Origin of the sequence: Mycobacterium sp. (assembly GCF_032159565.1) — a bacterium.
Taxonomy (GTDB): Bacteria; Actinomycetota; Actinomycetes; order Mycobacteriales; family Mycobacteriaceae; genus Mycobacterium.
The window spans coordinates 1-25843 of sequence record NZ_JAVHWR010000185.1; the positions used below are offsets into that span (position 1 = coordinate 1).

Genomic DNA, 25843 nt, shown 5'->3' on the forward strand with positions numbered 1-25843 from the left:
TGTTCTATCTCGGCATCAACCTCGGCGCGTTCGTCGGTCCGCTGGTCACCGGCCTGCTGCAGACGCGAATCGGCTTCCACTGGGGCTTCGGCGCCGCAGCCGTCGGGATGGCGCTCGGCCTGGCGCAGTATGTCGCCTTTCGCAAGAACCTCGGCGAGCACGGTCGTAGCGTGCCGAACCCGTTGCCGCGCAGTGGAATCAAATGGGCCGTCATTGCCGCCGTCGTGGTGGTCGTCGTGGTCGTGGTCGCCTTCGTCACGGGCCTTGTCAAACTGGCGAACCTGTCACAGGTCACTACGGGAGTCATCATCGTGGCGTCGATTGCGTACTTCGTCATCATGCTCACCAGCTCGAAAGTCGAAGCGGTCGAACGCACCAGGGTGCGGGCGTTCATTCCGCTGTTCATCGCCAACGCGGTGTTCTGGTCGCTGTTCCAGCAGATCTTCACGGTCCTCGCGGTGTACTCCGACGAGCGGATGAACTGGTCGATCTTCGGGTGGACGGCGCCGTCGAGCTGGATCGGCTCCATCGAGCCGGTGTGGATCATCCTGCTCTCGCCGCTGTTCGCGATCATGTGGACGAAGCTGGGAAACCGGGCGCCGACGACGCCGCGCAAGTTCGCGTACGGCGTGATCGGCATGGGCGCCGCCTTCCTGTTGTTCGTTCCGATGGCGGGCACCGAGGGCAAGGCGGTTCCCGCGCTGTATGTCGCGGCGGTGTTGGCGGTGTTCGCCGTTTCCGAGCTGTTGCTGTCACCGATCGGGCTATCGGTAACGACAAAGCTTGCGCCAGAGGCATTCCGGGCGCAAATGATGGCGTTGTACTTCTTCTCGGTCGGTCTCGGCACATCGATGTCCGGGGTGCTCGCCAAGTATTACGACGCCTCGCGTGAATTCGCCTACTTCGGGATCATCGGCATGGTCGCGATCGTCGCGGGTGTAGCGGTGTTCGCCCTCGCGCCGTGGATCAGCCGCGAGATGGAGGGCGTGCACTGAGGGACGGGTCCATGGCAGGATCGCACCCATGGGCGACTTCCTGCCATGCGGGAGTGCTCGTCCTTCGCCCGGGCCGCGCCGATCTACGGCGTGACGGCGTCCGGTGACTCCGGCAGCACCTGTCCGCCGTCCACCGCGATCGCCTGGCCGGTGATGTACCCGGCCTCGTCCGTCGCAAGGAACGCCGCGAGGTAGCCGATGTCAGCCGGCCTGCCCAGCGCGCCGGCAGGAATGGCCCGTGCCATGCCTGCGAGATAATCCTCGCCCATGTCGGCGAGGCCTTCGGTGAGGATGTTGCCCGGCATTATGGCGTTGACGGTGATCGCATGCGGCGCGAGCTCGATCGCGGCGGTGCGCATGAAACCGAGTTGCGCAGCTTTCGACGCGCCGTAGTGGGACCATCGGGGAAATCCTGTGATGGGACCCGTGATTGACGACGTCAGAATGACGCGGCCGCGGCCCGAGTCGATCAACGCGGGCAGGCACGCCTGTACCGCGAACACCGTGCCCTTGACATTGACGTCGAGCACCTCGGCCAGCTCCTCGGGAGTCATCGTGGCCAGCGGCGCCTCGGGAAAAATGCCGGCATTGGCGCACAGCACATCGATGCCGCCGAAGGCATCGACGACCGCGGCGGCCATCGCCGTACATGAGGCGGGTTCGCTGACGTCGGTCGTCACGCCGACCACCTTGCCGTCGCCGAGACCGTCCAGAGCCGCTACTGCCGCATCGAGGTCAGCCGCCGACCGTGCGGCCACCGCCACGTTCGCACCGGCTCCGGCGAACACCGAGGCGATACCTCGACCGATACCTTTACTGCCGCCGGTGACGACGACGGACTTTCCAGCAAGTGTGAACACAGCACTCAGTGTGGAGCAGCACCGGCCGCCGCGCAGTCGGAGTCGGAGACTGTTATCGCGCGGCCGGGTTGCCGGTCCGGTGGTGAGGCGCGAGGATTCCCAATCAATGGACTCCGCACAAGCCTTCGAACTGGCCGACACTGACGCCGTCGGGCAGGGGGCACTGGTCACTGCCGGTGAATTGTCCGCGGTTGAGCTGCTCGACGCGGCGATCACGCGGCTCGAGGCCGCGCGGGACCTCAACGCCGTCATCCACGACCTGTTCGACCGTGGGCGTGAGCAGGCCGCCGAGTTGGACGGCTCAGGTCGGGCGCGCGCGGCCGAATCGGGTCCGCTGGCCGGGGTGCCGTTCCTGCTGAAGGATCTCGGCGCGTCGCTCGCAGGGGCGCCGGAGGCGATGGGTTCGCGCGCTCTGCGCACTCACGTCGCGACCGAAACGGCTTGGATCGTTGACCGTTACCTGTCGGCGGGTCTGGTGGTGTTCGGTAAGACGAATACCCCTGAGTGGGGCAACCACTGCACCACCGAGCCGTCGCTCTTCGGCCCGACGGTCAATCCGTGGTCGCCGTCGATCACGCCGGGTGGGTCGAGCGGGGGATCGGCGTCGGCTGTAGCCGCAGGCGTTGTCCCCGCGGCGTCGGGTGGCGACGGCACCGGCTCGATCCGGGTGCCCGCGTCGTGCTGCGGACTCGTCGGCCTCAAACCGCGACGCGGCCGGAGCTCGTTCGCGCCGGACTCCGGCCACTCACTGGAGGGTTTGGTCAACGCACACGCGCTCACCCGTACCGTGCGGGACAGCGCCGCCCTGCTCGACGTCATCGCGGGCAGCGCCCCCGGCGACCCCTATACCGCCGCTCCGCCGGCCACCACGTACGTGGATGCCATCACCAAAGACCCCCCGCCACAACGCATTCTGCTGGCGACTGCCTCGCCTTTTCCAGGTCCGCCAACCGATCCCGCCGTCATTACCGCCGTCGAGAACACCGCACAGCTACTCGGCGAAATCGGTCACTTCGTCGAACCGGGCTTTCCCGCGATCGATTCCGATGCCGTCGCCGACGCGATCGCAATTCTGCACACCGTCAGCAACGCCGCGCTTCACGCGTTTGCGACGAATCATCTCGGCCGTGAACCTGCGGAAGACGAATTCGAGCCGAGCACGTGGGTGATGGTCCGTGAGGGCTTCACCACTACGGGCGCCGCATATGCCGGTGCCATCGACGCGGTGCATGCCCAGACGCGACGCTTCGCGGCCGGCATGGCGGGCCATGACGTGCTGCTCGTGCCGACATTGCTGACGCCCCCGCCGCCCTACGCGCTGCTGGACCAACCGCGCGGCACCACCCGTGCGTTCTTCGACGTCGAGTTCGCCACCACGGGGTGGACCTCGCTGGCGAACGTCACTGGGTGGGCCGCGATCTCACTTCCGTTGGGCAGCACTCGCGACGGCCTGCCGATCGGCGTGCAGCTCGTCGCACCGGACGAAACGGTCCTTCTGCAACTCGCTGCCCAACTCGAAAGTGCGGCCCCGTGGGCCGGGCCGCATCCACCCGCGTGGATAGCCTGATCTCGGTCGGACTACCCGTCCTGCGCCACGCTATCCGATTCGACTTCGACGACGAGGGGCCGTAGCGCCGCCCATGCGAGGAACACGGCCGCCACGGCGAGCAGAGCCAGGCCGACCCACCAATTGGCGTCGGTGCCGACATAGAGGTCGATCTTGTTGCCTGCTGCGGCCGCGTCGTCGTGTGAGGCGACCAGCCCGGGCGCCAGCCCGGCGATCGTGAGCAGGACGCCGTAGATCGCGAGCAGTGCACCGATGATGTTGCGAATGTCGAACAGTCGGGACACTGTTTTTCTCTGGGTCGTCATGTTCACTCCTGTTGCGATTCAACGAAAATGGGTCAGTGGAAGATAATGTTGAGCACGATGGCCAACGCCAGCACGACGCCGCCGAGCGGAACGGGCTTCATGTACCAGGCCTTGCCGTCGGACTCGGGGTCGGCGAACATCTGCACCGGAGTCTCCGAGTAGACGAAGCCGGCCAGCTCGGCGACAGGCTTGGGCGTGGTGACCAGGCTGACGACGACGCTGACGACGATGTCGACGATGAATGCGGCGGTGGCAGCCAAGAACGGCATGCCCTGACCAGGCAAGTTGATGACGCCGACTTCGGAAAGTACGAAAACCGTGATCGCAGAGAGTGTTCCGGCGACGAGCCCGGCCCAGCCCGCGGTGGCCGTCATGCGCTTCCAGAACATGCCGAGGATGAACGTCGCGAACAGCGGCGCGTTGAAGAAGCCGAACAGCGTCTGCAGGTAGTCCATCAAGTTCGAGTAGCCTGCCGCGATGAGCGCCGTGAACACCGCGAGCACCGTTGCGGCCACCGTCGCGATCCGCCCGACCGCGATGTAATAGCCGTCAGAACGGTCCTTGACGATGTACTGCTGCCAGATGTCATAGCTGAAGACGGTGTTGAAGGCCGAGATGTTGGCCGCCATACCCGCCATGAACGATGCGATCAGCCCCGCCACCGCGACGCCGATGAGTCCGTTCGGCAGGATGTCACGAATCATCAGCAGCATTGCATCGTTGTACGTGATGTCACCGGAGCCAGTCGATTTCAGGTGGATCATGTCGCCGATCGCGGCGGCGGCGATCATCCCGGGCACCACGACGACGAACGGAATGAACATCTTCGGGAACGACGCGATGATCGGTGCCCGACGACTAGCCGAAATCGAGTCGGACGCCATGGCGCGCTGCACCTCGACGAAGTTCGTCGTCCAGTAGCCGAACGACAGCACGAATCCGAGGCCGAAGACGATACCGATCACCGACCACACCGGGCTGTCGAACCCGCTCAGCGCCTGGCCCGGCCAGCTGGTCAACTGCTCGTGCACCGAGGCCGTCACCGTCCCGTCGTCCATGACGGCGTCGATCACCTTGTCGCGCAACCCACTCCACCCGCCGACCTTGATCAGGCCGAAGATGGTGAGGGGCACCAGCGCAGCCAGGATCACGAAGAACTGCAACACCTCGTTGTAGATTGCGGCCGACAGCCCGCCCAGCGCGGTGTAGGTCAGCACGATGACCGCCGCCACGATCAACGACAGCCACCGGTTCCAGCCAAGGAGCACGTTGATCACGGTGGCGAGCAGGAACAGGTTGACGCCGGCGATCAGCACCTGCGCGACCCCGAAGCTGATGGCATTGACCAGGTGTGCGCCCGGCCCGAACCGCTTGCGCATGAACTCCGGGACGCTGCGCACCTTGGAGCCGTAATAGAAGGGCATCATCACGATGCCGAGGAACACCATCGCGGGTATGGCGCCGATCCAGTAGTAGTGCATCGTCGACAGCCCGATCTGGGCTCCGTTTGCCGACATTCCCATGATCTCGACGGCGCCGAGGTTGGCGGACACGAATGCCAGCCCGGTGACCCAGGCGGGTAGGCGGCGGCCGGAGAGGAAGAAGTCGAGGCTGGTGGAGATCTGGCTGCGAGCCAGATAACCGATGCCGAGAACGAAGACGAAGTAAATCGCGATCAGCAGGTAATCCAGTGCGCCGACGTGCAGACGGAGCACGCTTTCGGCCGCCAGCGTGGTGGTCGTTGTCCCCACCTCCTTTTCGTTGAGATTCGGGCCAAACAAGCAGAAAGTAACAAGAAAGTGGCCTCACTTGCGATAGTTTTGGTGAGGAATTGTTTGTAATTGTTCGGTTTCTGTCCCCGTCCCAGGAAGGATCTCGGTCGCATGCTCGCCGCCGAACGCCGCCGCGCGATCCTCACCGCGCTGCAGTCGGGCGGCGCGGTGCGGGTCTCCGACCTGGCTGCCGAGTTGTCGGTGTCGGAGATGACCGTTCGCCGTGACCTCGACGTTCTGGACTCCCAGGACTTCCTTCGCAAGGTGCATGGCGGTGCGGTGACCCGGCATCACCGAGGCGAGGAGCCGACGTCGACGGAGAAGGCCCGGCATATGCGCGCCGAGAAGATCGCGATCGCCGAGGCCGCGGCGGGCCTCGTCGGCGACGGGATGACGATCGCCATCGGCGCGGGCACCACGACCACCGAGCTGGCACGGGTATTACGGGCCCGTCCGTCGATCGCCGTCATCACCAACTCGATCACCGTGTTCGACGTGCTGACCGCCAGTGCCGGAGGTGCCGCTGAAGACGGTCCCGCCGCCTACCTCTCGGGGGGCGTGCGTACCCCGTCCGACGCGCTGGTCGGTCCGATCGCGGACACCGCCCTCGCCTCGTTTCGCGTGGACGCCACCTTTCTCGGCGTGCACGGATTCGACGTGCATGCCGGACTGACATCGCCGAATATCGCAGAGGCACAGACGAATCGCACGCTGATCGAGATCGCGCCCAGGCTCGTGGTGCTCACCGATCACACCAAGTACGGGGAGGTTGGCACCAACGTGTTCGCCCGACTGGACCAGGTGCACACACTGGTCGTCGACGACGGGCTGGATCCCGCCGAGTGGCCGACGCTGGAGGGGCGCGTCGGCGCGCTGATGATCGTGGCGGCCGGACAAGCACAATGACGAACCCGATTCCGTGGACACTCGCCGACGGACGCCAGGAGTGGTTCTTCGCCCTGCCGGGACATGAACCCGCCCCCGTACCTGATCGTCGTCCGCTGCCGGCCCGCTCAAGTCAGCGGTCCGAGTTGAGGTTCGACAGCCAGACCGGCCACTGGGTGATCATCGCGGCGCTGCGCCAGGACCGCACCTACAAGCCACCGCCCGACCAGTGTCCACTGTGCCCAGGTCCGTCGGGGTCGACCAGTGAGATACCGGCCGCCGACTACGACGTCGTGGTGTTCGAGAACAGGTTCCCCAGCCTGTCGGGTGCCGGAGTAGAGCCCTTCGCGCTACCGGATCCGTATGTCGACGGGTTCACCGCGGCGCCGGGCCATGGCCGGTGCGAAGTCATCTGCTTCTCCAGCGACCACACCGCCTCGTTCGCCAGCCTGCCGCCCGAGCAGGCGCGTCTTGTGGTCACGGCATGGCGGCACCGCACCGCCGACATGATGAACCGGTCCGGAATCGCGCAAGTCTTCTGCTTCGAGAACCGGGGGGAGGAGATCGGCGTCACGCTCACCCATCCGCACGGGCAGATCTACGGCTACCCCTATGTGACACCGCGGTCGGCGATCATGCTCCGCGAGGCGCGCGAGTACCGTAATCGCCACGGCGGCAATCTGTTCAGCTCTATCCTCGAACGCGAAGTCGCCGCCGGTGCCCGCGTCATCGCGCGCACCGATCTGTTCACAGCTTTTGTTCCGTTCGCCGCGAGATGGCCGGTCGAAGTGCACATCTACCCCAACCGCTTCGTGCGTAATCTGCTCGACCTCGACGACGCCGAGGTCGACGCGTTCTCGAGGGTCTACCTTGACGTACTTGGCCGTTTCGACCGCTTGTATCAGTCTGCGCTGCCGTATATCTCGGCATTGCATCAGTTCCGGAACGACGACGAGCAGGGCGAGGGTTATTTCCACGTCGAACTGATGTCGGTGCGGCGCAGCGCGACCAAGCTGAAGTTCCTCGCCGGCTCGGAATCCGCCATGGACGCGTTCATCAGCGATGTCACGCCCGAGAGTGTCGCCGAACGCCTGCGGGAGGTGGCCACGTGACCGCAACCGTCGCTTACGCCGCACCGGGACGCATCAACCTCATCGGCGAGCACACCGACTACAACCTCGGCTTCGCACTACCCATCGCTCTGCCCGAACGCACTGTGGTGACCCTGCATCCGGACGACGGCGACACGTTGCGCGTCAAAAGCGCCGACGAGCCGGGCGAAATCGTCATCCCATTGGACACGAACCCCGGATCGGTCACCGGATGGGGCGCCTACGTCGCGGGCGTGATCTGGGCGTTGCGGGAAACCGGCCAGGCCGTGGTCGGAGGCCGGATGTCGGTCACCAGCGACGTCGCGATGGGCTCCGGCCTGGCATCGTCGGCCGCTCTCGAGTGCGCCGTGCTGGGCGCGGTGACCGCCGCCACCGGAGGGCGGCTGGACCGCACCGAACGGGCCCGCATCGCACAGCGGGCCGAGAACGAATACGTCGGCGCACCAACGGGACTGATGGATCAGCTGGCGTCGCTGTGCGGCGCACCGCGGCGCGCCCTGCTGATGGACTTCCAGAGCATCGACGTCACCGAGGTGCCGTTCGACCCCGACGCCTGCGGTGTCGCCCTGCTGCTGATCGACTCACGCGCGCCGCATCGGCACGCCGGTGGTGAGTATGCGGCGCGGAGGCGTTCGTGCGAACGGGCCGCGGCCGCCATGGGCGTGGGCTCACTGCGCGATGCGCAGGACTGGGGGATGGCGGCGTTGGACAGTGTGAAAGATCAAGTCGATGCGCGACGGGCCCGCCACATTTTCACCGAGAATGCCCGAGTGCTCGATTTCGTCGTCGCGCTGGAGGAAGGGGAGTGGAACCGGGCGGGATCGATCCTGACCGCGTCGCACACGTCGATGCGTCAAGACTTCGAGATCACCACCCCCCAGATCGACCTCATCGCCGACACCGCCGTCGGCGCAGGCGCATTGGGCGCGCGGATGACCGGCGGCGGATTCGGCGGTTGTGTCATCGCGCTCGTACCCGAAGACGCTCTGGACGCCATCATGACCGCGATCCCCGGTGCCTGTCGGGAGGCCGGCTTCAACAAACCGACGCTGGTGCGGGCAACGGCTGCTTCAGGTGCCGGTGACGTTCCACCCGAGTCGTGATCGACGGTCAGCCACGCTGACGCCCGACCCAGTCCGCAAGGCCGGCTGCGGTTGTGATGTGGTCCAGCGCCATCGCGACGCCACCGTGCAGCGGTCCGTCCTCGCCATGCTCGGCGTCGCGCACCGGTGGCGGAGACCCCTTACGGAAGGACATCAAGCCGTCCCTGAGTGCATCGTCGAAGACGGTCGGTGCGGCAGCCCGCAGCTGCGCCGCGACGCCGCCCAGCGTGACGACCTCGGGGTCATGAAGGTTCACCAGAGCGCTGACACCGCGGCCAAGCGACGCCGCCACGGCTTCGAACGCCCTCCGTGTTGCGGCGTCGCGCTTGGGGCGGCCGATCAGGTCGTGGACATAGCCGACCGGATCGTCGGGGGGCGCCTCGCCGAGATGCCGGGCCAACGCGCGACCGTCGACCGTGAGATCCCAGCAGCCGCGTGCGCCGCACGGGCATAACAGCTTCGGGTCGCCGAAGGGGATGTGACCGTACTCGCCCGCTGCGCCGTATGCGCCGGTGAGGGGCTCCCCATTCACTACCAGCACGCCGCCGATCCCTTGGGCGACAATCAGATACAAGGCAGTGGCGGCTGAGCGGGCGGCGCCGGACCGCGCCTCGGCCAGCCCGGCCAACGTGGCGTCGTTACCGAGTAGGAGCGAAACGCCCGCCCGGTCCGGGATCTTCGCGGCCAGCACCGACAGGTCGACGTCATGCCAACCGCGGGAGGTGAACTGAACGAGCTTGGCGCCGCTGACGGTTCCCGCGACCGACACCGCGATTGCCCTCAGGCGCCCAGACTTTCGTCGATAGACCTTTCCGATCTCCTCCGCGAGCTGATTGAGCGCGGGATCCAGCTGTCCACCCGCATACCGGGCCTGGGCCACAACCTCGGGCACGCCGTCGATTCCCGCCAGTGCGAGGCGCCAATCCGTTGCGCGCAAGTCGGCGGCGAGCACCAGCGGGCCCTGCGCGTGTGCACCTAACACGGTCGTCGGCCTGCCTCGGCCCTGAGCGGGGGCCGGTGTCTCGTCGAGCAGTCGGGCTTGCCGCATCCGCGCAACCAACTCGGTGGCGCCGCCGCTGCCGATACCGAGGCGCTGCGCAGCGGCGACCCGGGTGACGCCCGGATCCGATCGCACGAGATCGACCAGCTGAGCGGCGCCCAACCAGCGCACCTGTGCGGCTTGCCGTTGATCCTGTGCCATCGCCGGTAGTATCCCACTTGAATAAACTCGGTCCACGAGTATATTCGACGGACATGACGTTGACGGCTGAGCAGACATCTGCACGAGGCCTGCGGGAGAGCCTGCCGGGACTGCTGTCGCTGGCGCTCGCATCGTGCGTAGCCGTAACGACCGAGATGTTGCCTGTCGGCTTGCTACCGGAGATCGGCACGACGTTCACGGTGGCCGACTCGGTCACCGGACTGTTGGTCAGCCTCTATGCGGCCATGGTCGCAACGCTTGCGGTTCCGTTGACCGTTGCGACGTCCCGGTTCGCCAGAAAGCCTCTGCTGCTGACGACCTTGGCCTGCTACGCGTTGAGTAGCGCGCTGGTCGCCGCCGCCCCCTCATTCGCCGTCGTCGCTGTGGGACGGACTCTCGGTGGAGTGACGCACGCCTTGTTCTTCTCGCTGGTGATCGGCTACTCGCCGCGATTGGTGTCGGGCGCGCACGTCGGCCGCGCACTCGCACTCGCCGGCAGCGGTGCATCTGCCGGCCTGGTTCTCGGCGTGCCGTTGTTGACATCGTTCGGTGCGGCAGCGGGATGGCGGGCGTCGTTCGCGGCCCTGGCTGTGCTGTCGGTTCTGACCTTCATTCTCGTGACCAGATTGCTTCCGCGCGTCGACCACGAGCCGATGTCGACCCGACACTTTTCCGGTGGCCGCCGTCAAGTCGCGGCGGTGGCGACCTCGAATACGTTGGTGTTTCTGGGGCAGTTCACCGTCTACACGTTCATCAGCGTGCTGCTGCTTGCCAGCGGAGCCACCCCGGCGTTCGTCGGACCGATCCTGCTCGCGTCCGGCGCCTGTGGACTATTGGGCCTGTGGTACGCCGGCCGCGGCCTCGACCGGAATCCGAGAAGAACCGCAGTAGTCGTGGTTGCGGGGACAGTGGGCGCAGTCCTCCTTCTCGGTGTCACATGGCCGACGTTGGTTACGGTGGTTGTCGCGACCGCGATTTGGAGTGCAGCGTTCGGCGGCGTGCCGTCGATCTACCAGGCGTGCGCGGTGCGCGCACAGGCGATGCCGCCCGAATTGGCCGGAGCGTGGATCAACTCCACCGCCAACATCGGAATCGCCGGTGGGGCCGCCATTGGCGCCGGCCTGCTACACACGGTGGGTCTGTCGTGGTTACCGTGGCCGGGCGCCCTGCTGATGGCGTGCGGGCTCGGCGTGATCCTGCTCTGCCGCAGAGCGTTTCCGCGACAGCCCTGAGGTCGACTCAGCCGCAGAAACTCACCCGGAACATGGCGACGCCATGCGCGGGAATCTGCACTGGACCCACACTTCCGGTGCTCTCGCTTTCGCTATGTGCCCACAGGTTCCGCACGCGGTAACAGTCGCTGTCCGGTAGACCGATCGCAGCGGCCGTCGAACCGACGTCCCCTGCAGCAGCACCGGCGTTCGTCAACGCCACGGCGACCGAGCCGTCCGCGAGCGGTTTGATCCACACGCGTGGATCATTGTCCAACGGATGTCCCTGTGCGACAAGCGGATCCTGGTCGACGGCAATGACGTCACGGTTGGTGAGGATCGCCAAGGTCTGCGGGCTCATCGACCGGATGTCGTTGCCGGCCAGCAGCGGCGCCGCCAGCATCGCCCAGAGCGAGAAATGCGTCCGCTCCTCGGTGTCGCTGAGATTGGGCTGTGTCGGCCCGAGAGTCATCGTCGGGTGCGTACGCACGAAGTCGTTCCACCCGATACCGATCACCATCATGTCGGGGTCGTTGATGTGCGCGGGACTGCTTCTGCCGGCCAGCGGGATTGACGCACCCGCGCCCTGTACGACACCGGCAAGCCCCCTTGACCACAGGTCGTCGTCGCCCCAGGCGGGCACGAGATCGACCGAGTTGCGGTTCATGTCGGCGATCTTCGACCAGTCGTATCTAACGCCGGCGCCCCCGTCGGCCGAACTGTTCGGGTTGACACTGTAGAAGATGCGACGGCCGCTGGCGCGCAGCGCATCTCGCATCGCCGAGAAGTAGCGCACCTGCAACTGATGAGACGCATCGGCGCGACACCAGTCGTATTTGAGGTAGTCGACACCCCAGTCGGCGAACGTCTTCGCGTCGACGCGTTCGTGGCCGGCCCCACCGATGCGCGGGTCCTGGCCGCAGCCTTCGTTGAACGGGCTGTGGTAGATACCCAGATACATGTTCCGGTCATGGGCGTAGCGGGCAAGCGCGGCGATGCCGTGCGGGAAGCGATCGGGATCCGCCCGCAACTCGCCGTTGTGGTCACGGGTCGGCGCGGCCCAGCCGGCGTCGAGGTTGACATAGCGGTAGCCGGCATCGCGCAGACCCGACGACACCATCGCATCGATGGTTTGGCGGACCGTCTGCTCGGTCAGCGGGATCCCCGAGTTCCAGGAATTCCAGCCCATCGGCGGAAGCATGGGCGCCCGACTGGGAGGGGCTCCGCAGCCGGCGGCGATGACACCAGCGCAGACGGCCAGGATCAGGAGCCGACGCACATCGTCATCGTGACATCACTTCCTGGCAATGACGTTTGAGCGCCTGTGCCGAGCGAAGCCGGCGGTCCGGCTTCGGCGGACCCACACACATTTGCTGGCTGACCCGTGGCGTCGCCGCAAGGTCGGGAAACGGCTCGCTGCAGCAGGTGCGTCCCGTGGCGACGACGCCCGAAGGACAAGCGTCGCCTCAGCTGGCAGCAGACGCTCGACGGCGGCTGGTCTGCCCTGGTCGCCTGAGTCGAATTCGGTGCGTGGATGCGCCCGAACGGAATTCGAAAGCGAGCCGTGGGCAAACCAATTGTTAACTCGACATTACACGCGTGTCGGGAGTACCTTCATACCGTGCAGGACAGAGCCGTCTTCGCCGTAATCGCCGACCTGGGACGCGAACCCCACCGACGACACATCTCTGCCGCCGCCTTGGAAGTTCACGTCCGGACCGTCGCGCGAAGCGTCCATACCGAGTGTCCCGCCTTCATCGGCTACACCGAGCTCGACGCGATTGCACCTGGTCCGACCACCACGATGGCCGCACTCGAACTGTGCCTTGCGAATCTATGGATAGACGCCAGGGACGGCTATGTCATCGCCGACAGCGAGCTGATCGAGCAGCTAGCGGCCGGCCCTTCCCACTTATGGTTTCGGCGCACGGCGTCGCAGCTGACGCGTGCCACCCTCAGCGCGTTGCGGAAGGTATGGAAAGCGCTCAACGAGGAGCGGTTCATTCCGTTCTAGCCCGTTGTCCGGGCCGACAAGCCCAACGGCAGTGACGGGTTGTGCGTCGTCGGCCAGTAACCCGAAGCCGGTCAATTGCGCAGCAGGAAGCCCGCGTCGAGTGGCCACGAGGTGCCCGTGACGAATTTGGCCGCGTCGGAGACCAGCCACGCCACCGCTCCCGCGACGTCTTCCGGCTGCAGAAGGGGAATGGGCAAAGCGTTCTGTTGGGCGACGATCCAGGGGTCGTTGGCTGCGACGAGCGCCATCGTCGCGTCGTTGAGGATCATGTCGGTCGCGACGCCACTCGGGTGAATGGTGTTGACGCGGATCGAGTGCCGTGCGAGGTCGGTCGCCCACCCTTGCATGAGGGCCACCAGGGCCCGCTTTGACGCCGCATACGCCTGCGGTCCCGTGCGGTCGGTGCCCAACGCCTTGATTCCCTGTGTCGAACTGGTCAGGACGATGGAGCCGCCCCGTCCGCCGTCGATCAGCGCGGGGATCGCCGCGTCCACGGTGTTCCACGCGCCGATGAGGTTCACGTCCACGATGTCGCGGAACGTCTGCTCACGGTCTTCGCTGTCGGTGACCCGGATGATGCCGGCATTCGCGACCACGATGTCGAGGCGACCGAACTCACGCAGTCCCTACGCGACCACAGCCCGCATGGCTTCGCCATCGCGAACATCGACCCGTCCCACCAGGATTCGTCGGCCATGGCTCTCGACCAGTCGTCCGGTTTCCGCCAGGTCGTCGGCGGTCGAGCCGGGGTAGTCGGTGGACGGGAAGTCCGCACAGATGTCGACGGCGATGACATCGGCGCCCTCGCCGGCCAGCTTCACGGCGTGCGCGCGGCCCATTCCGCGTGCTGCCCCGGTGATCAAGGCGACGCGGCCGTCGGGACTATTCACTCGTCAGTCACGCCTTCGGTTCTCGTCGCGTCCGCAGCCTTGAAGTTGACCGATGATGCTCTCGTCGGTGATCTCGGGGTGCCTACGTATCCATTCCTCGGCACGCAACCGCATCCGCAGGCTGTGGATCAGACTCGAACGCAGGATGTGCACGCCGATGTCGTTCAGGTCGGCGGCGGAGTAGCTGTCTGCCAGCACTGCCAACGGCTCGAACGGCAACGGGCCCCAGTCGTCGAGGCTCTCCTTGCATTGCGCAGCGCTCATCAGCCCGCCGGCGTCGAAGGCGTGTGTCACGGTGGTGAGAACTTCAGGTGTTGGCTGGTGTCGCCAACCTGATCGACGTACATGATGCGGGTGTCGAACCACCACGTGCCGTCGATGCGGTGGAAGGTGTCGCGGTATCGGCCGGTCACGATCACTTGCAACGGCAGTTCAGGCGTCGCCTGGGTGACGCAGTAGTACGCGCTGCCGTGCGCGGTTCCGGCGTCCTCGTCGACGTGCAGCGCCACATTGGTGGTGAGGTGTTTGGTCTTCGGCGTGCCGTCCTCGTAGAGGCGGGTCGCCATCTCATACATCTGACGCACCCTGGCGACGCCGGCGAAAACCGTCTCCGGGGGACCGTCCTCCATGCCACAGATGCGGCCGTGAGCGAACAACGCGGCCACCCCGTCCAGGTCTCCGGCGTCGAGACGTTCCGCGTAGGTGTACACCAGGGTTTCTATCTCGCGGGCGTCGTCTCTCATCGGCGGTAGACAACCAGCCGGAATGTGTCATGTCAACGTATGCGTTCACGCGTCCGGATAGGCGCAGCACCCTGGCTCATTGCGGGGTGCAATTGTTGCCGCCCGTTCACTCGTCGCATCCCGCGATGGACCGGCCCAGGTCGATGGTGTCTACGATTTCCGACCGGGCTCCCCGATAAGGTCATCCGAGGTTTCTCAGAGCAGTCGTTGGAAGCAGCCGTCGCCAAAGCAGGCACTAGCATCGCGGTAATTGCGGTGGACAGGCCCGCGACTGCTGCAACGAGGCGTAATTTCATCCGCACCAATCGTTCCCTGTCCTCATTGCCTGACCGATGCTGTGTCGCCGTTGCACGGCGTGCCCCATAATCCGCGACGGGCAGTTCGCGCTTGCTGTTCGGCCCCCGCGATAGCGTCATAACGGCTGACCGGGACTCCGCCGTAGACATACGATCTCGCGGCACCGGCGCGAGCGGCTTCGACCGAATAGTCCCAGCCGTCCTGCCGCACGAGATACGCCAGTGTGCGGCCGTAGCGGTCAGTCTTGTCCTGCGTAGGGTCGGCCACGAGAGCCACCCGCTGGCCGAGCATGGTGGATTCCGCGAACTTCGTTGCTTCGGGTCCCCAGCAGCCGACGGTATAGCCGGGTTTCTTAGTCTCCGGTGTGTCAATCCCCAAGAGCCGCACGCGAAGCCGGCCCCGCACATCGTCGCGAATGTCGATGGTGTCTCCGTCAACGATTTTCAGCACCGTCGCCGTCACGGTGACGGGATCGGCGGTGGCGTTCGGCGGCGAGATCAGGATCGTCGCCACCATTAATGCGATAGCGATCGCGATCGCGCAGGTGCGGACATTCGCCGTCATGGTGCTAGCCGTTGGGGCACCTTTCCGCCGTGGCATGCGACCGATGGTTCACGGTGCATGCTCGTGCCGGTACGCCAGCGTGCGACCCGCCTGCGTCTGGTAGACGACCCCTGACGCGGCGAGGTCGGCGAACCGCTGCGCTTCATCCCGAACCTGCTGTGCTCGCTTCTCTCCGGTCAATACGAACCAGGCGATTAGACCGGCGATGTAGAGGATTTGGAAGAACCGACCGAGCACCGTGCGGGTGGATGACGGATCACCCGCGCCGAGTTGGACGGCGATGTAGGTACCCGATAGGTACGGCCACGCGACAAGCAAGATCACAGACATGGCGACGATCAGCCAGGCGAAGAACCCGCTGCCTCCCGAACCCCCCGCCGCCAGGACGTGCCCGCAGAAAACGGGCCGACACCGACGCCCAGCCCTCTAGTGGAGATGCCTCCACGGATGCCGAAAGCGCCGCCGCCAACCCCCAATCGCATCGTGGTCAGGACTCGCAGGCGATGCCGTCGCCGTCACGATCCCCGCCCGACCAGTAGTCCGGGTCGCCCTGCGGGATGTCGTATCGCCCATCCTTATGCGCCTGTGTGCAGTTCGCATACTGTCCGCTTGCGGCGGCAACCGGAGCGATACCGATGGCCGCTGCGGCTATGGCGGCGGCGAGAAATACCGTTCGAATCATTTGCTCCCCTTGATGTGATGCCGGTCACTTGATCTCCCCGGGCAGCAAAAGATTAATTGGTAATTGACGGGATAACAAATTAGCTGTTGAAGGACGTTTTACGGTTGCAGAAGCCGACGACAAAATTCAAGATCGCAAATAAAGCGCGCCTGCCGTCTGCGGCGTGTGGGGGAGCTTCTCGGCGCGTTATTAGGTTGCTGAGACCTCAGCCGATTCGGTGATCTTCGTGCGGTCCCCGATGCATTAGACAGTACGAACCGGCCGATGTATCCCTAATTGGGTTCATCCGAGGCCAATCCGGGCTTAACACCTGCCGGGGCAAGCGTGCAGGCCGTCTCAGCCGGCTGGCGCCGGATTGGTCGGCGGCGACGTCGAGGTTGTCACCGAGGTCGAAGGCGTCGTGGTGGTCGCGCTGGTCGACGACGACGTTGACGACGTGGTCGGACTCGAAGTGGCCGGCACCGGAACGCCGCTCGTCTCCGTGACGGTCGACGTGCTAGTGGAGACCGACGTGGTGGCGGCAGCGGTCGCGGTCGCGAGGACGGCACACGCCACCCGCCCACCGGCATCGCCGGTAGCCAGTGTCTCCGCGTCTGGGCCCGGCACGCCGTCGTGGGTGTAGCGCTGCGGGATGTTGGCGAAGTTGTCAGGGCGCTCGTGAATGATCAGGGCGCTTCCTTCGGGGCCTTTCAGGTCGTCCACGGTGAACGCGTCGCTGGTTGCGACGACTTTTCCGGAACCGTCCGAGCGGACATTCAGTGGTGTCAGGTCGCCGCTTGCCGGATGCTCGGTGCGACCTCCGACCTGCAAATGACCTCCGGCGGAAAGGAAGTTGCCCGACGCACCGCCGGTCGGAGCGACGGAGTTGGCCTCGCACTTGCCCACGGAGTGAATGTGCATGCCATGGCTGCCCGGGGACAGAACCCCGGCCTTCACGGTTTCCACCGTCACCGTTGCATAGCCGCTCGTGAAGTCGATCGTCGCATCAGCGACCGGTGTGCCATCGGCAGATTTCAACTCGGCCTTGATGGTCTGGTCGCCTGATGCGGCCGACTTCGAGGACGAGGAGCTGGTCTGCTCATTGGTCGTTTGGTTGGAGCAGCCAGCTATCACGGCTACCGGTGCTGCTAGCAGGGCGAAGGCTGCGGTTGCGCGGTTCAACATCACAGTCGAATACCCAGATTGAGCGGATCCATATCGGCACGTCGCTGTCGTGCCCGCAGTTGGACGCTAACCGACACTGGGCGGATTACTCAGACGCTAGTGGCAACAAACTCAAGGATTCGGCGTCTACGTCGGAACGGTGAACGTCAACCCGGGTACCAGACGTCGCCATCCGTAAAGCTGCCGGGCTCGGTCCGCCGCTGTCACGACAGGGGTGACCCAGCCTTTCCTGCCCCAAGTCGGACTCCGAGCCCCAAACGAAAAGTCTGACGCGCCGAAAATACTAGGAAAGGCGTAGTAGGAAAGAGTCCGCCGATTCGCCATACGAATGGGCCCGCCAGCGTAGCGTCAGATCAACGCCTCCTATACGGGAACTGCACGCCGGAACTTTCGGAGGGGCCATGGACACTGTGCTTGGTGTGTCGGTGACGACCACCACCGTGCGAATGGTGCTCATCGAGGGTGAAAAAGCTGATGGCGTCATCATCGAATGCGCCACGTTCGACACCTCCGGCGGCGACATCAAAGCCAGTCCGCACGAACAGATCAGCGCCGCAATCAGAGCAACCCAGCAGAGCGCCTTGTCAATGGGCCACCACTTGGTCGTGAGCGGCGTTGCGTGGGACGATGACCCGACGCCGGGGTCCTTCCGCGACGGCATCTCCGCGCGCGATCTTCAGAACGTGATGCTGGTGGCGGAGCGGCACGCCACAGGCGCGTTGGCCCAGAACATCGGGCGTGCACTCGGTTTCGACACCACAGCAGTGATGGTGATAGGACCGCAGACCGCGACGTTGTCGGTCGTCGACAGCAACGACGGGTCGCTTGTGGAAGCGCGAATGTGCACCGTGAACGGTGACCATGTGAGCGACGTCCTGCCGGCGATGGCGGCCACCTTGGAGTCCACAAATCCCAAGCCCGGCAGTGTGTTTGTGGTGGGTCCACGGCCGGTGGTCACGTCGGTGAAGTCGAGCCTCGAACGGCTGATATCGCAGCCGGTCATCGTCCCGGAGGAGCCGGAATTCGCTCTCGCCCGTGGCGCGGCATTGGCCGCGGCGAGTGTCCCCGGCTCGGAGGCGTCCACGTGCGGTCTGGCCTATTCGCAGGATCCAGAGGAAGTTGCCGTACTCGGTCGAGCCCCGGTCAAACTGGCCGACGCGGAAACACAGGTGGCCCTGTTCGACTCCATCAGAAATGACGATGTCGGCCCCTCACCGCAGCGCGAAGCGAATTCCAAGGCGCGAATCCCCATCGGGAGCATCGCGGCCGCGATCCTGGTGGTCGGTGCGGTGACGCTGGCGATGTCGGTTGCCGGCAACGTCCGCACCGCCATCGACCGGGACTCCGTTCCAGCCGGAGCGGCTGAGGTGAGCGGTCCTGCGCCCGAGCTACCCGTCGCGCAAGCCGCAGTTCCAGCCCCTGCCGATCCGCAAAGCGTGCCGGTTGCGACACCAGTGGCGCTCCCTCCACCTGCCCCGCCATTACCGGCGCCTGCAGTCCCGGCGCCTGCAGTACCGGCGCCGGAACCCGTCGTCCAGGTTCGTCGACCTGCTCCGCAGCGTGTCATCGCTCAACCAGCCCCGGTCGTGGTTGAAAAAGCACTGCCGGCACCCGCGCCTGTTGTTGTCGAGCCTGAAGCACCCGAAGCGCTTCCTGAGCCGGTTGCGGTCGTAGCGCCGCCCCCGGCCGTGTCGCTGCCACCATTACCACCAGCCTCGCTGCCGTCGCCGGTCATCAACGCACCGGCTATCAACCCCGCCGCACCGGGCCCGCCTTCCTCGTCATCGCCGTGGACCCCACCGTGGCTGCGGATTGGGACACCACCATCCCAACAGCAAGCCGCTCAACCGCTTCCGGGTCGTCAATGGCTGCCGAATCCCTCAGGGCCCCAGCAAGAGGTCGGGCAATGGCCGCAACAGGCGTCGCCCGGTCTGCAGATTGTTCTTTGGCCTCGACAGCAGTCAGCGCCGCAGTGGACGCCCCAAGTCCCGCAGTGGACACCCCAAATCCCGCAGCCGGCAGCGCAAGTCCCGCAGTGGACGCCAGCGCTGACCCCGCGGCCGGCAGCGCAGGTCCCGCAGTGGACGCCAGCGCTGACCCCGCAATGGACTCCCGCGCCACTGGCACCACAGTGGATACCTGCCCCGTCGGTGCAGGCTCCCCAAAGTCCGGCGACAACGCGTTCGCCCTATACGTATCCGAACCCGAACCTGATACTGCCTGGACTATTGAACCCGGCCGGCGCCGATAACGCCGTGCCCCAATACTGATCGCGGATGTTTGATCAAGGCCAAGCTGCGGGCTGGTGAAATCGCCTACGCTGACGCAACCCCAGCCGGTGCGCAACGTGCAGACGTACCGATAGCTCGGCAGCGGCGGTGACGAAAAGCGCGTTCGGCGCACCTGGCGTATACGGCTAAAAAATCATTGGCGCGTGCTCGGTTCGGCCACCGCTTTGGTCGGCGACTTGTCGCGTTGGCGATCACGTTGGGCCGCAGCCTAATTCGGCGCGGTGACCACGGAGATGCTGCCCGTGGGGCTGGCGCGGTGCTCGTCGCGGCCTTCGCGTTTCCCTTTACCGTTGCGACGTCCCGTTTCGGCCGCAAGCCACTTCTGCTGGCGACCCTTCCTTGCTACTCGTTGAGCAATGCGCTGGTGGCCGCCGCTTCGCTGTTCGGCGTTGTTGCGCTCGGACGGACCCTCGGCGGCACGCACGCCTGGGCGAGCGAAATGCGCCAGCCATCGAATCGCACAGTGTGAGCCGTGCCTGCCTTCGGGTTGATGCATGTGCCACTACCCGCCTTGCTCGGCTGGGTCGGTCCGGGCCTGGCGAAACTGTCTGACGCCCCTTCCGCCGATACGCGGGATGCCCCCGCTCTCCGCCCAACGATCTTCACGTTGGCGCACTCGCCTCCGCGCGGCGGGCCAAATGTCGTTGCGATAGCAAGGAATTGGGACATTCCGGATTTTCAACCCGTGTCGGGTCGACACGCGAAGGAGTATTCTCGGCCCCAGCGGCCGACGGGCATGGATGTCAATCGCTTGGCCGCCTGGGGTCTGGCTATAAACGAGGTGCCACCCATGAATCTGAAGAAAACAGCTGTCGAGGCGGCCTTTGTCACGGCGCTCGGCGTCACGGTGTTCGGCCTAGGCAGCGGTGTGGGACATGCGACTCCGCTGTCGCACGATCCGCCGGCGACTACCTGGGCGCAACGCGGACATGGCGGTTGGTACTGGGGACCAGGAGGGAACGACGGAGGTGGCGGCTGGGGCGCCCCAGGGTATTGGGCACCTCCACCGCCTCCCCCGGCGTGGGGTTATCCGGGATATTACGGGGGCTGGGGCAACGGCGGCTGGGGCACCGGCGGCTGGGGGTGTTGACGGCCGTCACTCCCTGTAGTCGAAACGCGCTTCGCAGACCGTGATGAACCGTCGTCCAACAACGCGCGCGCCATCCGGGTGGCCCGAGCGACCAGGTTCGGTGTTCAACGGGATGGCCACTGCATTGAGCATGCCCTCGTAAAGCAGCGCGATGTCTCGCGCCGGCCCTCAGGCAGTTTCTCCTGATCGCGTCGGAAGCAATGCGTGCAGCAGTACTTGATGACTTTGACCCGTCGGCCAGCGTCACGCATGGGGCGTAATGGTCGTTCGTGTGCGGCGGATAGTCGCAGAGACGCCTAGGCCCCCTTGCCTTCCGGTGGCAGCGGCACCCCGGCAACGCGGACAATCCGGGTCGCTAAATGCAAGTTCAGTCGGTCCTCGACGTCCTGCAGGTCACGCCCCGAGATGTCGCGAATACGTCCAAGCCGATAGCGCAAAGTGCTTCTGTGGATAGTGAGCGACTGCGCCGTCGCGTCGTAGTTCCCGCCGCAATCCAGATACTGCGTGAGTGTCATGACCAAATCGGCCTTCTTCTCGCGGTCGTAGCTCAGCAGTGGACCCAACCATTCCAGCACGAAGTCGTGAACCTCTGGCCTATCGCCAGTGCGATCAAGGATGCGGTACAGGCCGAGGTCCTCGAAGCGCCGGCCACCGTGCGGTGACATCGATGCCCTTTGGACCTGCAGCGCCCGTTGCGCCTCAGCGAGCGACCGTGGCAGCTCGGACGGAGTGGCGGCCGCCGAGCCGATGCCGATCGCGCCCTGTTCGGAAGCGACATCGGCTGCTATCGCGCGGTAAAGAGAGGACGGCTCGGGCATACCGTCGGTGAGCAAGACTGTCATTGTTGGTCTTCGCACCGCGAGGGAATGCATCCGCGCGTTAGCGGCCCACCGTCGCGCGGCTGTGGCGATCACATCACCGGGGACTCCTTGCCGCCAATGCAGAACCGTGACGGTGTGTGGGACGCGAAGATTGTGACCGAGTGCCTCGGCGCGCAGGAATGCGCTCTCATCGTCCGTGCCAGCCAGCAAGTCCTCAACTAGGTCGCGGCGCAGCCGCAGCTCCGTTTCGGCTAGGACGCGTTGATGGGCAAACTCGAGTGCCAACACAGTCGCAGCATGCTCCAGCGCGACGATGTCCAGACGATCGGCGTGGCTGTCCGGATCGTGCAGGAGCACCACTCCCAGGATGTTCGCCTTCTGCCGGATAAGCCAGAAGATCCGATTGCCGTCACGCTGGGGTGTGCCATGCGCGGCCGCGCGCCGGAGTATTTCTTCGCGGTTGTCACCGCCGATTGGCCGGTGCGGTTCTGGCTCCACTCCGCCAGACCACGCCCGCGGATTGCCGAACACGTCCTCGACAGTGACGTTCAAAGACGTAAGCTCCCGAAGCGCATCAGCGATTCCTTGCACGCCCGAGCCCGAGCCGGATACGGCCGTCAGGGTCGCGTGGATCTGGCCCTGCCGCTTGAGCTCGGAAACGGTGTCGGACAACCGGTGTATGGCACGCTGACGTTCCTCAATGAATGCGCGCTCCTTATCCAGCAGGTCGGCACTCGTCATCGCCGCTGCCGTTTGTTGGGCCAATGCCCGGAGCAGGAACAGCTCGTAGTCGGAGAGGGCGACTTCGGCCCGGATCACTAGCGCACCCTTGCTACCTTCCACCGCCTGTAGGGCGATCGCATATCGCCACTGACCGTCGGGCAGCTTGATGGGAACATCCGTCCCTAAGTTGGTTGTGACCAGGGAGTCAATGCGGCGATCAAGCTTCCTGTCGGGATCACGACCGTCTACCAGCTTCCCGTTCATGATTCGGTACGTCGCGTCGGTGTGAAACGCGCCGAGAGACGACACCGCGTTGGCCGCTAACTCGAGTATCGAATCGGCGTCGCGACCGTCGAACATCAACGCCGACAGGACAAGGACGCCATACAGGTTCGACAGCTGAGCGCGGGCGTCCTCCGATGAGCGCAGCGCAATCCGCCTGGAGGAGAAGAAGTCAAGGGGCTCACGCGCCGCAGTCAATTATCCCGCCTCCAAGCCCGTATCAACCAGTGATTGCCTCCACATCGTCACACAACCAGAACCCGCCCTCTTCGACCTCGCAGGACAGTTTCGGGCCAGACGTATTGCAACCACAGCATGATTAGCCAACATTGTGACGGCACGCTCGACAGCCGGGAAACGGCAGCTAGTGCGCGCAATCAACACGTCGAAGCGCCGTGGCTAGTTCAGTCGGGGACGCCGACGTTAACCCAGCAGCCCTTCTGCCCAATGTGATACCGCAGGTCTAAGTTGCCGTCGCCGAGTGACTGCGACGTCCCAGCGCGCCGTCATAGTCCTCCTGTGACCAGCGACTTGGTTTCTCCCAACGACCGACTCGAAGGGGCTATTGCGCATGACCGTTTACTTCGGAATTCGGGTTTCCACATGAGCCGCAACGCTCTCATTGTCTTCACTGCGATGGTCGGAGATGTCTTGTCTTGGCGCGCAGCGTCTTCTGAGACGGTCAGGCTGTGCCGTTGGTGGCGCAGCGTGACGAGTCGTGTTGCGCGGTCGATGAGCCAGGGCGGGCTGCGAGCGTCAACCGCCAGGCCTTCGCGCCGATCATCCCGCCCAAACGGCGGCCAAAGTTCGTCACGCGGTGACGGTTCTTTATTCCGCAGGAGTATCTAAAGTGGTCTCTTCGAGCAACTTCAGCCGATCGGGGGGCGCTGTGTCCGATGCCCTCGATTTGGGCGTCACGGGCATCGAAGCGGCGCTGGGCGATCACATCTGTGGCCTGTACTCCAACCAACTCCAGCGCGACCAGATCCTGCTCCCCTTCCTCGAGGCAGGTCTTGCGGCCGGCGACAAGTGCATCTGCGTCGTCGACGGGACCGATCCGAAAGAGGTGATCGCGGCCCTCGACACCCGCGTCGACGCCGCGAAGTTCGCGGCGAACAAGCAGCTCGACGTCATCCGTGCACCCGACATGTATATGCGGTCCGGCGGCTTTTCTGCGGATGAGGTGATCAGCTCGTGGAAGGCCGCGATGTCCGACGTCATGTATGACGGCCGGTTCGACGTGGTGCGGGCGGTGGAGACGTGGTCACGCCGTGACGTCGTTCCCGACATGGACGAACTCATGATGCTCGAGTCCGAGATGAATCAATTCCTGCCGCTGTTCCCGCAGGTCGTCGTGTGCCTTTACGACATCGATCGCTTCGGCAGCGGCATCATCGTCAACCTACTGAAGACGCATCCACGGATGCTGATTGGCGGGATGCTCGTCGAGAACCCCTATTACACGTCACCCGACGAACTCCTTCACCGGGCGGAGCGCGGAGATCCAGAGACCGCGGATGCCGAGATCAATGAGGCGGCCAAATGGTACTTCGACGAGACGACTGGCTCGAACTAGCCCGCAAGGTCAACTGGACACCCCGCTATGTCGACGAGCGGGAGATGTTTCCTGAAGAACTCAGCGGCCACCCCTGGTTGGCACACGATGCTTGGCGCGACTGGAACGAGGCTTACCGCACCACCTACCGCGAATACGTCGCAAATCAGCGCGAGAAAGACGCCGCAGTGCTGGGCGTGCGGTCGGCGTTGGACAAACCGCATTTGTTCGACGGCCTCGATCCCGGTTGGGTGCAGCTGGTCAAGTTCCACAACGGTGCGGTTGCTCTCGTGGAATACGCCGGCGCGATCGCGGAGTTGCGGATGGCGCGCTTCGGCCGCGACAGCGCCTGGCGGATGATGTCGAGCCTGGGCGCGCTCGACGAGATCCGGCACACCCAGATCCCGTTGCTGATCGGCCACGACATGCTGGCCTACGACGGCAACTTCGACTGGACACACAAGGCCTTCCATACCAACGAGTGGGTGATTCTCGCCGCCCGTCACCTGTTCGACGACATGTTTCTCGCCGCCGATGCAATCGACAGCGCGATCCAGCTCAACTTCGTGTTCGAGACGGGCTTCTCCAACCTGCAGTTCATGGCGATGGCGGCGATGGCCGACCGCGCCCACCATCACCTGTTCGAGAAGACGCTGGCGAGCATTCAGACCGATGAGGCCCGCCACGCCCAGATCGGCCACCCGGTCATGCGGACGTTGCTCGAGAACGGTTCTCGGGAGCGGGCACAGTACCTCGTCGACAAGATGTGGTGGCGGTGCTGGCGGCTGTTCCTGGCGTTGACGGGAACCGCCATGGAGTACCTCACCCCGCTCGACGCGCGGACCCGCTCGTTCAAGGAGTTCATGAAAGAGTGGGTGACGGAACAGTTCATGAAGAATCTCGCCGAGTTCGACCTCGAAAAGCCTTGGTTCTGGGACCTTTTCGTCGAAGAGCTCGACTACGCACACCATAGCTTCCAGCTGGGGTTGTATACCTACCGCACCACGCTGTGGTTCGACGTCGCAATGCCTGACGACGCCGAGCGCGAGTGGTTGAACGCGAAGTACCCGGACTGGGAGGCGACCTACGGACCGCTGTGGGATCGGCTCGAGCGAAGCTGGAAGGCGGGCGGCGAGAGCAACACGCTGTCCTACGGGCTGCCCGCTCTGTGCAACCTCTGTCAGCTTCCGGCGCTGTTCGTCAGACCCGGACGGAACACCGCGTGCACCCTGGAGATGCACGGCAGACGCTATTTGTTCTGCTCCGAGCCGTGCCGCTGGATCTTCCAGCAAGAAAGTGCCCGGTTCGCGGACCACAAGAGCGTGGTCGATCGCATCGTCGTCGGGGAGGCGCCGGGAAAGCTCACGGATCTACACAAGTGGATGGGACTCGAGGCGCCCGTCGAGACCGGCAAGGATCTGCGGCGCGGACTGAATCCATGGCGCCTCGATCCCATCCCGACGGCGTAGGGGTGCGGCCGTGCGGATCTATCTGTTCGGCTACGCGAGCGACGACTTCTTGGCGAGGGTAATAGTGACACCCAACGAACGCACCGTGGCGCAACTGGCTGATCAGCTGGTCGCCTGGGGACTGGAGCCCGAGCGGGGCGGGTCGCTGAGCGTGCGCAACGAGATAGGTGACCTGCTCGATCCCAATTCGACGATCGCTGCGGCAGGACTGGGCAATGGTGACATCTTCACCGTCGAGCGGGGGTGA

The 25843-nt window shown here is 65.0% G+C and carries 25 protein-coding genes and 1 pseudogene; 13 read left to right on the plus strand and 13 right to left on the minus strand.

Annotation, left to right across the window (positions count from 1 at the left end; all coding sequences use genetic code 11):
- Positions 1 to 995, plus strand: a 995-nt coding sequence (locus QOC76_RS25010) for a peptide MFS transporter (RefSeq protein ID WP_526361500.1), incomplete at its 5' end; no start/stop codon positions are given.
- A gap of 83 nt (positions 996 to 1078) precedes the next feature.
- Here QOC76_RS25010 and fabG read toward each other — a convergent pair.
- Positions 1079 to 1855, minus strand: a complete 777-nt coding sequence (gene fabG, locus QOC76_RS25015; RefSeq protein WP_526361502.1) for a 3-oxoacyl-ACP reductase FabG — start codon at positions 1853 to 1855, stop codon at positions 1079 to 1081.
- A 106-nt stretch (positions 1856 to 1961) separates the two neighbouring features.
- On the opposite strand from fabG, the gene QOC76_RS25020 reads away from it, so the two are divergent.
- Complete coding sequence (locus QOC76_RS25020; protein ID WP_526361504.1) at positions 1962 to 3422, plus strand: amidase; 1461 nt, start codon at positions 1962 to 1964, stop codon at positions 3420 to 3422.
- Between the two features lie 11 nt (positions 3423 to 3433).
- On the opposite strand, the gene QOC76_RS25025 is transcribed toward QOC76_RS25020, so the two are convergent.
- Both QOC76_RS25025 and QOC76_RS25030 read right to left on the minus strand, forming a co-directional pair.
- Positions 3434 to 3727, minus strand: a complete 294-nt coding sequence (locus QOC76_RS25025; RefSeq protein WP_526361506.1) for a hypothetical protein — start codon at positions 3725 to 3727, stop codon at positions 3434 to 3436.
- 32 nt (positions 3728 to 3759) lie between these two features.
- A complete protein-coding gene (locus QOC76_RS25030) occupies positions 3760 to 5478 on the minus strand; it encodes a sodium:solute symporter family protein (RefSeq protein ID WP_526361508.1) in 1719 nt (572 codons plus the stop codon).
- Between the two features lie 132 nt (positions 5479 to 5610).
- On the opposite strand from QOC76_RS25030, the gene QOC76_RS25035 reads away from it, so the two are divergent.
- From QOC76_RS25035 to QOC76_RS25045, 3 genes are read left to right on the plus strand one after another with little or no spacing between them, the layout of a single operon-like run.
- Complete coding sequence (locus QOC76_RS25035; RefSeq protein ID WP_526361510.1) at positions 5611 to 6405, plus strand: DeoR/GlpR family DNA-binding transcription regulator; 795 nt, start codon at positions 5611 to 5613, stop codon at positions 6403 to 6405.
- Positions 6402 to 7496: a galactose-1-phosphate uridylyltransferase gene (gene galT, locus QOC76_RS25040; protein ID WP_526361512.1), complete on the plus strand. Its 1095-nt coding sequence runs from the start codon at positions 6402 to 6404 to the stop codon at positions 7494 to 7496. Before QOC76_RS25035 ends, galT begins: the two co-directional genes overlap by 4 nt.
- Entirely contained in the window at positions 7493 to 8599 is a 1107-nt protein-coding gene (locus QOC76_RS25045; protein ID WP_526361514.1) for a galactokinase, read from the plus strand. The genes galT and QOC76_RS25045 overlap by 4 nt, the downstream gene beginning before the upstream one ends.
- Before the next feature lie 7 nt (positions 8600 to 8606).
- On the opposite strand, the gene QOC76_RS25050 is transcribed toward QOC76_RS25045, so the two are convergent.
- Positions 8607 to 9800, minus strand: coding sequence for an ROK family protein (locus QOC76_RS25050; RefSeq protein WP_526361515.1), 1194 nt, complete (start codon positions 9798 to 9800; stop codon positions 8607 to 8609).
- Positions 9801 to 9853: 53 nt separating this feature from the next.
- Between QOC76_RS25050 and QOC76_RS25055 the strand changes: the two genes are divergently transcribed.
- Positions 9854 to 11032, plus strand: a complete 1179-nt coding sequence (locus QOC76_RS25055; protein WP_526361517.1) for an MFS transporter — start codon at positions 9854 to 9856, stop codon at positions 11030 to 11032.
- Between the two features lie 7 nt (positions 11033 to 11039).
- On the opposite strand, the gene QOC76_RS25060 is transcribed toward QOC76_RS25055, so the two are convergent.
- Positions 11040 to 12200 (minus strand): glycoside hydrolase family 27 protein, encoded by a 1161-nt coding sequence (locus tag QOC76_RS25060; RefSeq protein WP_526361519.1) that lies wholly within the window; start codon positions 12198 to 12200, stop codon positions 11040 to 11042.
- Positions 12201 to 12632: 432 nt separating this feature from the next.
- On the opposite strand from QOC76_RS25060, the gene QOC76_RS25065 reads away from it, so the two are divergent.
- Positions 12633 to 13025, plus strand: coding sequence for a hypothetical protein (locus QOC76_RS25065; RefSeq protein ID WP_526361521.1), 393 nt, complete (start codon positions 12633 to 12635; stop codon positions 13023 to 13025).
- A 71-nt stretch (positions 13026 to 13096) separates the two neighbouring features.
- Here QOC76_RS25065 and QOC76_RS25070 read toward each other — a convergent pair.
- The 7 genes and pseudogenes from QOC76_RS25070 to sodC all read right to left on the minus strand — a co-directional run bounded on the left by QOC76_RS25070 (position 13097) and on the right by sodC (position 17365).
- Positions 13097 to 13915 (minus strand): annotated as a pseudogene (locus tag QOC76_RS25070) (mycofactocin-coupled SDR family oxidoreductase).
- 3 nt (positions 13916 to 13918) lie between these two features.
- A complete protein-coding gene (locus tag QOC76_RS25075; protein WP_526361523.1) occupies positions 13919 to 14209 on the minus strand; it encodes a hypothetical protein in 291 nt (96 codons plus the stop codon).
- Positions 14206 to 14658, minus strand: coding sequence for a nuclear transport factor 2 family protein (locus QOC76_RS25080; protein WP_526361525.1), 453 nt, complete (start codon positions 14656 to 14658; stop codon positions 14206 to 14208). The genes QOC76_RS25075 and QOC76_RS25080 overlap by 4 nt, the downstream gene beginning before the upstream one ends.
- Before the next feature lie 318 nt (positions 14659 to 14976).
- Positions 14977 to 15519, minus strand: coding sequence for a thermonuclease family protein (locus tag QOC76_RS25085; RefSeq protein WP_526361527.1), 543 nt, complete (start codon positions 15517 to 15519; stop codon positions 14977 to 14979).
- Between the two features lie 48 nt (positions 15520 to 15567).
- Positions 15568 to 15849, minus strand: coding sequence for a hypothetical protein (locus tag QOC76_RS25090; protein WP_526361529.1), 282 nt, complete (start codon positions 15847 to 15849; stop codon positions 15568 to 15570).
- A gap of 157 nt (positions 15850 to 16006) precedes the next feature.
- Positions 16007 to 16201: an excalibur calcium-binding domain-containing protein gene (locus QOC76_RS25095; protein ID WP_526361531.1), complete on the minus strand. Its 195-nt coding sequence runs from the start codon at positions 16199 to 16201 to the stop codon at positions 16007 to 16009.
- Positions 16202 to 16537: 336 nt separating this feature from the next.
- On the minus strand, positions 16538 to 17365 hold the full coding sequence (gene sodC, locus QOC76_RS25100) for a superoxide dismutase[Cu-Zn] (RefSeq protein WP_526361533.1): 828 nt from the start codon (positions 17363 to 17365) through the stop codon (positions 16538 to 16540).
- A gap of 401 nt (positions 17366 to 17766) precedes the next feature.
- Here sodC and QOC76_RS25105 point away from each other — a divergent pair, with 401 nt between their 5' ends.
- The 3 genes from QOC76_RS25105 to QOC76_RS25115 all read left to right on the plus strand — a co-directional run bounded on the left by QOC76_RS25105 (position 17767) and on the right by QOC76_RS25115 (position 20746).
- Positions 17767 to 19635: a DUF7159 family protein gene (locus QOC76_RS25105; RefSeq protein ID WP_526361535.1), complete on the plus strand. Its 1869-nt coding sequence runs from the start codon at positions 17767 to 17769 to the stop codon at positions 19633 to 19635.
- Between the two features lie 277 nt (positions 19636 to 19912).
- Complete coding sequence (locus QOC76_RS25110) at positions 19913 to 20125, plus strand: hypothetical protein (RefSeq protein WP_526361537.1); 213 nt, start codon at positions 19913 to 19915, stop codon at positions 20123 to 20125.
- 321 nt (positions 20126 to 20446) lie between these two features.
- Complete coding sequence (locus tag QOC76_RS25115) at positions 20447 to 20746, plus strand: hypothetical protein (RefSeq protein WP_526361539.1); 300 nt, start codon at positions 20447 to 20449, stop codon at positions 20744 to 20746.
- Between the two features lie 296 nt (positions 20747 to 21042).
- Here the strand turns inward: QOC76_RS25115 and QOC76_RS25120 are convergent, their stop codons facing one another.
- Positions 21043 to 22554, minus strand: coding sequence for a PucR family transcriptional regulator (locus QOC76_RS25120; protein WP_526361541.1), 1512 nt, complete (start codon positions 22552 to 22554; stop codon positions 21043 to 21045).
- 868 nt (positions 22555 to 23422) lie between these two features.
- On the opposite strand from QOC76_RS25120, the gene QOC76_RS25125 reads away from it, so the two are divergent.
- The 3 genes from QOC76_RS25125 to QOC76_RS25135 are packed head-to-tail and all read left to right on the plus strand — an operon-like array spanning position 23423 to position 25843.
- Positions 23423 to 24148 carry an MEDS domain-containing protein gene (locus QOC76_RS25125; RefSeq protein WP_526361543.1) on the plus strand — a complete coding sequence of 242 codons (726 nt, stop codon included), beginning with the start codon at positions 23423 to 23425 and terminating at the stop codon, positions 24146 to 24148.
- Entirely contained in the window at positions 24115 to 25596 is a 1482-nt protein-coding gene (locus QOC76_RS25130; RefSeq protein ID WP_526361545.1) for a ferritin family protein, read from the plus strand. Before QOC76_RS25125 ends, QOC76_RS25130 begins: the two co-directional genes overlap by 34 nt.
- A 10-nt stretch (positions 25597 to 25606) precedes the next feature.
- Positions 25607 to 25843: a ubiquitin family protein gene (locus QOC76_RS25135; protein WP_526361547.1), complete on the plus strand. Its 237-nt coding sequence runs from the start codon at positions 25607 to 25609 to the stop codon at positions 25841 to 25843.

Excerpts from the sequence above, each read along its gene's own strand:
- QOC76_RS25020 (WP_526361504.1), top strand. The coding sequence starts at position 1,962 with ATGGACTCCGCACAAGCCTTCGAACTGGCCGACACTGACGCCGTCGGG.
- QOC76_RS25025 (WP_526361506.1), bottom strand. The coding sequence starts at position 3,727 with ATGACGACCCAGAGAAAAACAGTGTCCCGACTGTTCGACATTCGCAAC.
- QOC76_RS25035 (WP_526361510.1), top strand. The coding sequence starts at position 5,611 with ATGCTCGCCGCCGAACGCCGCCGCGCGATCCTCACCGCGCTGCAGTCG.
- galT (WP_526361512.1), top strand. The coding sequence starts at position 6,402 with ATGACGAACCCGATTCCGTGGACACTCGCCGACGGACGCCAGGAGTGG.
- QOC76_RS25050 (WP_526361515.1), bottom strand. The coding sequence starts at position 9,800 with ATGGCACAGGATCAACGGCAAGCCGCACAGGTGCGCTGGTTGGGCGCC.
- QOC76_RS25055 (WP_526361517.1), top strand. The coding sequence starts at position 9,854 with ATGACGTTGACGGCTGAGCAGACATCTGCACGAGGCCTGCGGGAGAGC.
- QOC76_RS25060 (WP_526361519.1), bottom strand. The coding sequence starts at position 12,200 with ATGGGCTGGAATTCCTGGAACTCGGGGATCCCGCTGACCGAGCAGACG.
- QOC76_RS25080 (WP_526361525.1), bottom strand. The coding sequence starts at position 14,658 with ATGAGAGACGACGCCCGCGAGATAGAAACCCTGGTGTACACCTACGCG.
- QOC76_RS25085 (WP_526361527.1), bottom strand. The coding sequence starts at position 15,519 with ATGACGGCGAATGTCCGCACCTGCGCGATCGCGATCGCTATCGCATTA.
- QOC76_RS25090 (WP_526361529.1), bottom strand. The coding sequence starts at position 15,849 with ATGTCTGTGATCTTGCTTGTCGCGTGGCCGTACCTATCGGGTACCTAC.
- QOC76_RS25095 (WP_526361531.1), bottom strand. The coding sequence starts at position 16,201 with ATGATTCGAACGGTATTTCTCGCCGCCGCCATAGCCGCAGCGGCCATC.
- sodC (WP_526361533.1), bottom strand. The coding sequence starts at position 17,365 with ATGTTGAACCGCGCAACCGCAGCCTTCGCCCTGCTAGCAGCACCGGTA.
- QOC76_RS25105 (WP_526361535.1), top strand. The coding sequence starts at position 17,767 with ATGGACACTGTGCTTGGTGTGTCGGTGACGACCACCACCGTGCGAATG.
- QOC76_RS25115 (WP_526361539.1), top strand. The coding sequence starts at position 20,447 with ATGAATCTGAAGAAAACAGCTGTCGAGGCGGCCTTTGTCACGGCGCTC.
- QOC76_RS25120 (WP_526361541.1), bottom strand. The coding sequence starts at position 22,554 with ATGAACGGGAAGCTGGTAGACGGTCGTGATCCCGACAGGAAGCTTGAT.
- QOC76_RS25130 (WP_526361545.1), top strand. The coding sequence starts at position 24,115 with ATGGTACTTCGACGAGACGACTGGCTCGAACTAGCCCGCAAGGTCAAC.